General features: G+C 69.8%; 5 protein-coding genes. 2 read left to right on the plus strand and 3 right to left on the minus strand.

The genetic code is table 11. The features are described from left to right. The first annotated feature begins 3 nt into the window (after positions 1–3). Positions 4–663 carry a peroxiredoxin gene (locus ABIS05_RS05560; RefSeq protein WP_348012490.1) on the plus strand — a complete coding sequence of 220 codons (660 nt, stop codon included), beginning with the start codon at positions 4–6 and terminating at the stop codon, positions 661–663. A 16-nt stretch (positions 664–679) separates the two neighbouring features. Here ABIS05_RS05560 and ABIS05_RS05565 read toward each other — a convergent pair whose 3' ends face one another. Beyond that, positions 680–955, minus strand: coding sequence for a DUF4242 domain-containing protein (locus tag ABIS05_RS05565; RefSeq protein WP_348012486.1), 276 nt, complete (start codon positions 953–955; stop codon positions 680–682). A 115-nt stretch (positions 956–1,070) separates the two neighbouring features. Between ABIS05_RS05565 and ABIS05_RS05570 the strand changes: the two genes are divergently transcribed. Continuing rightward, complete coding sequence (locus ABIS05_RS05570; RefSeq protein WP_348012487.1) at positions 1,071–3,527, plus strand: winged helix-turn-helix domain-containing protein; 2,457 nt, start codon at positions 1,071–1,073, stop codon at positions 3,525–3,527. Positions 3,528–3,545: 18 nt separating this feature from the next. Here ABIS05_RS05570 and ABIS05_RS05575 read toward each other — a convergent pair whose 3' ends face one another. Both ABIS05_RS05575 and ABIS05_RS05580 read right to left on the minus strand, forming a co-directional pair. Then, the gene (locus ABIS05_RS05575) at positions 3,546–4,022 is read right to left on the minus strand and encodes a nuclear transport factor 2 family protein (RefSeq protein ID WP_348012488.1); all 477 of its coding nucleotides are present in this window, start codon (positions 4,020–4,022) and stop codon (positions 3,546–3,548) included. 17 nt (positions 4,023–4,039) lie between these two features. After that, the coding region (locus ABIS05_RS05580; protein ID WP_348012489.1) for a tRNA-dihydrouridine synthase at positions 4,040–4,890 on the minus strand (851 nt) is incomplete at its 5' end.

Below are 4,890 nucleotides of genomic sequence, written 5' to 3' on the forward strand. Positions count from 1 at the left end.
ATCATGTCTCTACGCATCAATGACGTCGCACCCGACTTCGAGGCCGACACCACCCAGGGAAAAATCCATTTCCACGAATGGATCGGCGACAAGTGGGTAATCCTGTTCTCGCACCCCAAGGACTTCACGCCGGTATGCACCACCGAACTGGGCTACATGGCACGGATCGAGCCCGAGTTCACCAAGCGCAACACCAAGCTCATCGGCCTGAGCGTCGACCCGGTGGACAACCACCACCGCTGGGCCGCCGACATCGAGGAGACGCAAGGCCACCTGCCCAAGTACCCGCTGATCGGCGACCACGACCTCAACGTCGCCAAGCTTTACAACATGCTGCCGGCGGACCTCGAAGGCACGTCAGAAGGCCGCACTGCTGCGACCAACGCCACGGTGCGCTCGGTCTTCATCGTCGGCCCGGACAAGCGCATCAAGCTGATCCTGACCTACCCGATGACGACCGGCCGCAACTTCGACGAGATCGTGCGCGTGCTGGACTCGCTGCAGCTGACCGCCAAGCACAAGGTCGCCACGCCGGCGAACTGGAAGCAGGGCGAGGACGTCATCATTGCCGGCTCGGTGTCGGACGAAGACGCCAAGACGCTGTTCCCCGCCGGTTGGAAGGCGCCCAAGCCTTACCTGCGCATCACCAAGCAGCCGAGCTGATCCGCTGAAGTGAGCGTCAGACCTCGGCGGTGACCGGATCGATGATGCGACGCACCTGGGCGACGACATCCGCCGGGAAGCCGCCCAGCCGCGCGTGCTCGCGCACCTTGGCCTCATCCGGCGCGTTGTAGACGCAGTAGATCTTGTCGTCGGTCACGTAGCTGTGCACCCACTGGATGCTGGGGCCGAGGTCGCTGAGCACGCCACAGGACGTGGCAGAGATGCCCTGCAACTGCTCGGCCGTGAGCTGGCCGGCGCCGGGGATGTTTCTTTCGATGACGAACTTGGGCATGACGAAGTCCTTTGAAGAGAGCCGGCGGGGATCGACCGGCCTGGCGTCATGCTCCGGCCGTGGGGTGGGCAGCGTCCTTTAGCCGGGTTGAAATCTGGATAAATTCCGCCTCACGATGACCACGCCCCACTACCGCTTCGGCGACTACAAGTTGTTGCCGGCCGAACGCCTGCTGTTCCGCCGCGGCAGCGAGGTGGCGCTGACGGCGCGCGCCTTCGAGCTGCTGGTCGCTTTCGTCGAGCGCGCCGGGCAACTGCTCGCCAAGGACGACCTGATGAAGCGCGTCTGGGCCGGCGTCGTCGTCGAGGAGAACAACCTTGCCGTGCAGGTGGGCACGCTGCGCAAGCTGCTCGGCGCCGAGGCCATCGGCACCATCCCGGGCTTTGGCTACCGCTTCACGCTGCCGGTGCTGGGCGTGGCCAGCGGCGAGGCCGCCGACACGCCGCACAGCACCGGCAACTTGGCCATGCGCCTGCCCGCGCTGATCGGCCGGGAGACCGAACTGGCCGACGCCGAGGCGCTGCTGCGCGGCCACCCGGTCGTCACGCTGTGCGGCGGCCCGGGCGTGGGCAAGACGCGGCTGGCGCAGGAGCTGGCGCTGCGCCTGCGCGGTGACTTCACCGACGGCGCCTGGTGGGTGGACCTCACGCTGCTGCGCGACGACGAGCCCGTGGCCGCCGCCATCGCGCGCACCCTCGGCCTGCCACCCGGCAGCGACCCGCTCACGATGCTGCCCGCGCGGCTCTTGGCGCTGAAGCTGCTGCTGGTGCTGGACAACGCCGAGCACCGCGCCGCCGACGTTGCCGCCGTCGTCGACGTGCTCGCACGCGGCACCGAGCGGGTGAGCCTGCTCGTCACCAGCCAGCTGCCGCTGCACGCGCAGGGCGAGCGTGTCTACCGCGTTGCCGCGCTGCCGCTGGCCGACGCGAAGCGGCTGCTGGTCACGCGCGCCAGCGACGCCGACAGCGGCGCCCACGGCACCGACACGGCCGCCCGCATCTGCGAGGCGCTGGACTGCAACCCGCTGGCCATCGAGCTGGCTTCGTCGCGCCTGGACGCGCTGGGCATGGACGGACTGGCCGCGCGGCTGCACCAGCGCCTGACGCTGCTGGCCCCGGGCGACGCGCTGCGACCGTCGCGGCAGAACGCGCTGGCCTCGGCGCTGAGCTGGTCCCACGAGCTGCTGGCCGAGCGCGAGCGCCGTGTGCTGCGCCGCCTGGCCGTTTTCCCCGGCAGCTTCTCGCTGGAGAGCGCGGCGCTGGTGCTGGCGGACGAGACGCTGTCGACCACTGCAGCGGTAGAGGCCGTGCTGGCCCTGGTGGACCGCTCGCTCCTCAGCGTCGACCGCGGCGCGCAGCGGCGCTTCCGCTTGCTGGAGACGATGCGGCTGTTTGCGCTGGACAAGCTGGCCGCAGCGGATGAGACCGCGCTGGCCCAGGCGCGGCATTGCGCCGGCCTGCGCTGGCTGTTCGACGACGCCTACGAGGAATCCTGGCGGCTGTCGCCCACCGTCTGGACCGCCCGTTATGAGCCCGAGCTGGCGGGGCTGTGGGCCGCGCTGGCCTGGGCCGGCAAGCACGACCTGGCCAGCGCCGCCGCGCTGTTCGGCGCTGCCGCGCCGTTGTGGATGGCGCGTGCCACCCAAGCCCGGCCGCATGCACTGGCGCTCGCCGCGCTCCTGGCCGACGAGGCCGAAGCAGTCGCCATCCCGACGCCCGTTCTGGCACGCTTCTGGTGGGCCTGCGCGCGCAGCCACAGCGCCGTGCATCCCGGCCTGGCGCGCGAAGCCGCCGAGCGCGCCGCACGGTTGTACCGCGCGCTGGGTGACGAGCGCGGCGAATACCTGGCTCTGGTCGAGCACGCCTTCAACTGGCGTGTAGACGGCCCCGAGGCCCGCGCGGCGCTGGCCGCTGCCGGCATGCTGGAAAGCCCCGGCTGGCCCGCAGCCGTGCTGGAGCGCGGGCTCACCACCGAGGCGGTGCTGCACCTCACCTCGGGCCGCCACGAGGAGGCGCGGCGCTGCTACCGCGAGGCGCAGGCGCTGTGCGAGCGCGGCGGCTTCGAGGCCGGCGTCTACCGCGCGCGGCTGAATCTGGCCGACCAGGCCCGCGCAGCCGGCGAGCTGGACCTGGCCGTGCAGCTGGGCGAGGCGTTGCTGGCCGCGCCGGGTGACGTCGGCGACCTGGCCTGCCTGGCTTCCATCATGGGCAACCTGATCGGGGCGTTGGTCGCGCAGGGTCACTTCGGGCGCGCCCGCGAAGTGGCACTGGACTGCCCGCGACGCCTGGGGCGGCTGGCGCTGGACGACCAGCTGTGGGTGTCGCTGGACGCGCTGGCCCTTCTGCATCTGCAAGACGGCCGGATCCAGCTGGCGGCGCAACTTGCCGGCACGGCGGACCGGGAGTTCGAGGCCCACGGCCAGATGCAGCGCCAGCCCAACGAGGCCGCCGACCGTGCAACGCTCGCGGCATGGCTTGCCGGACAGCTGGACCCGGCCGACATCACCCGACTGGCGCTGGAGGGCCGGCGCATGAGCCTGTCGGACGCGATGCAGGCGGCGTTCGACTTCTAGGAGCCTGCGCGCTGACTCCTAGGGATTGGCCATCGGCCGGTGGTCGTAGCTGAACACCTTTGCGATCTGCCACGCGGTGCCGTCGAAGCGCCATAGGATGGTGTAGCGGCCTTGCTGGATGCAAACAGGTCGGCCGGCCTCGGCAAAGCAATGTCGGCCCAGTTCAAGGGCGCCGAGCTTGGCCATGGGGTAGATCTCCATCGTGCCTTCCAACGCCCGACGCTGAACCTTGCCGCAGATGTTCTTCTGCACGGCCTGGAGGAACTGCTCGCGGTTCAGGATGCGGCCGGTGAGGTCGTGAAAGAACTCCACGTCCGCCGCATAAAGCGCCTGCAGCGCAGCGATATCGCAACGATTGAAGGCGTCCCAGTGCTGCCGGTCCAGTTTCGCAATGAGGGCCGGTAGCTCGACGTCCGGGATGCTGGGATGCACGGCCTGAGCCATCGCACCACCACCCAGCGCCAGACCGAGGGACAACAGCAGCAATCGACACATGTTCGGATCCTTGGTAGTCAGGCGAACAGCCTGCGGGCTAGCTCGTCCGCATCGTTGACGGTGCGCAGCTTGGCATAAGCCGCCTCGGCCTCGGGGTAGGCGCGCTTCAGGTAGTGCAGCCACTGCTTGAGGCGCCCGCCCTGGTGCTTGGCCGCGACGTGGCCACGCACCTGATCGAAAAACACCTGCATCAGCGGCAGCAGCTCGGCCCACGGCAACGGCGTGTCGCGTTGGCCGATCACACGCAGCGCCAGGCCCGGGTCGGCCACCATGCCGCGGCCCAGCATCAGGTGCTCGCAGCCGCTCCGCTCACGGGCCAGTTCGGCGTGTTCGACCGTCCAGATCTCGCCGTTGGCAATGATGGTGATGGGCACCGCCTCGCGCACGGCGGCGATGCGCTCCCAGTAGGCCGGCGGCTTGTAGCCATCGGCCTTGGTGCGCGCGTGCACGACGATCTCCTGCGCGCCCGCCGCATGGATGGCTCGGGCGACGTCGAGCGTCTTGCTGTCGTCCATGAAGCCCAGGCGCATCTTGGCGGACACCATCACATCGGCCGGCACCGCGCGGCGCACCGCGGCCACGATCTCGTGGATCAGCTCCGGCTCGTCCAGCAGCACGGCGCCGCCGCGGTGGCGGTTCACGCATTTGGCCGGGCAGCCGAAGTTGAGGTCGATGCCTTCGGGCTTGTGCTCAGCCAGCCGCGCCGCGTTCTCGGCCAGGCAGGTCACGTCGGAGCCCAGCAGCTGCGGGTGCACCGGCACGCCGGCCGCCGTGCGTCCGCCATTCTTCAGCTCCGGCACGATGCGCGTGAACACGCGGCTGGGCAGCAGCTGGTCGGTCACGCGAATGAACTCGGACACGCAGCGGT

The organism is Roseateles sp. (assembly GCF_039929605.1).
Classification (GTDB): domain Bacteria; phylum Pseudomonadota; class Gammaproteobacteria; order Burkholderiales; family Burkholderiaceae_C; genus Pelomonas.

Coding starts and splice junctions, on each gene's coding strand:
- ABIS05_RS05560 (WP_348012490.1), top strand. CDS start 4: ATGTCTCTACGCATCAATGACGTCGCACCCGACTTCGAGGCCGACACC.
- ABIS05_RS05565 (WP_348012486.1), bottom strand. CDS start 955: ATGCCCAAGTTCGTCATCGAAAGAAACATCCCCGGCGCCGGCCAGCTC.
- ABIS05_RS05570 (WP_348012487.1), top strand. CDS start 1,071: ATGACCACGCCCCACTACCGCTTCGGCGACTACAAGTTGTTGCCGGCC.
- ABIS05_RS05575 (WP_348012488.1), bottom strand. CDS start 4,022: ATGTGTCGATTGCTGCTGTTGTCCCTCGGTCTGGCGCTGGGTGGTGGT.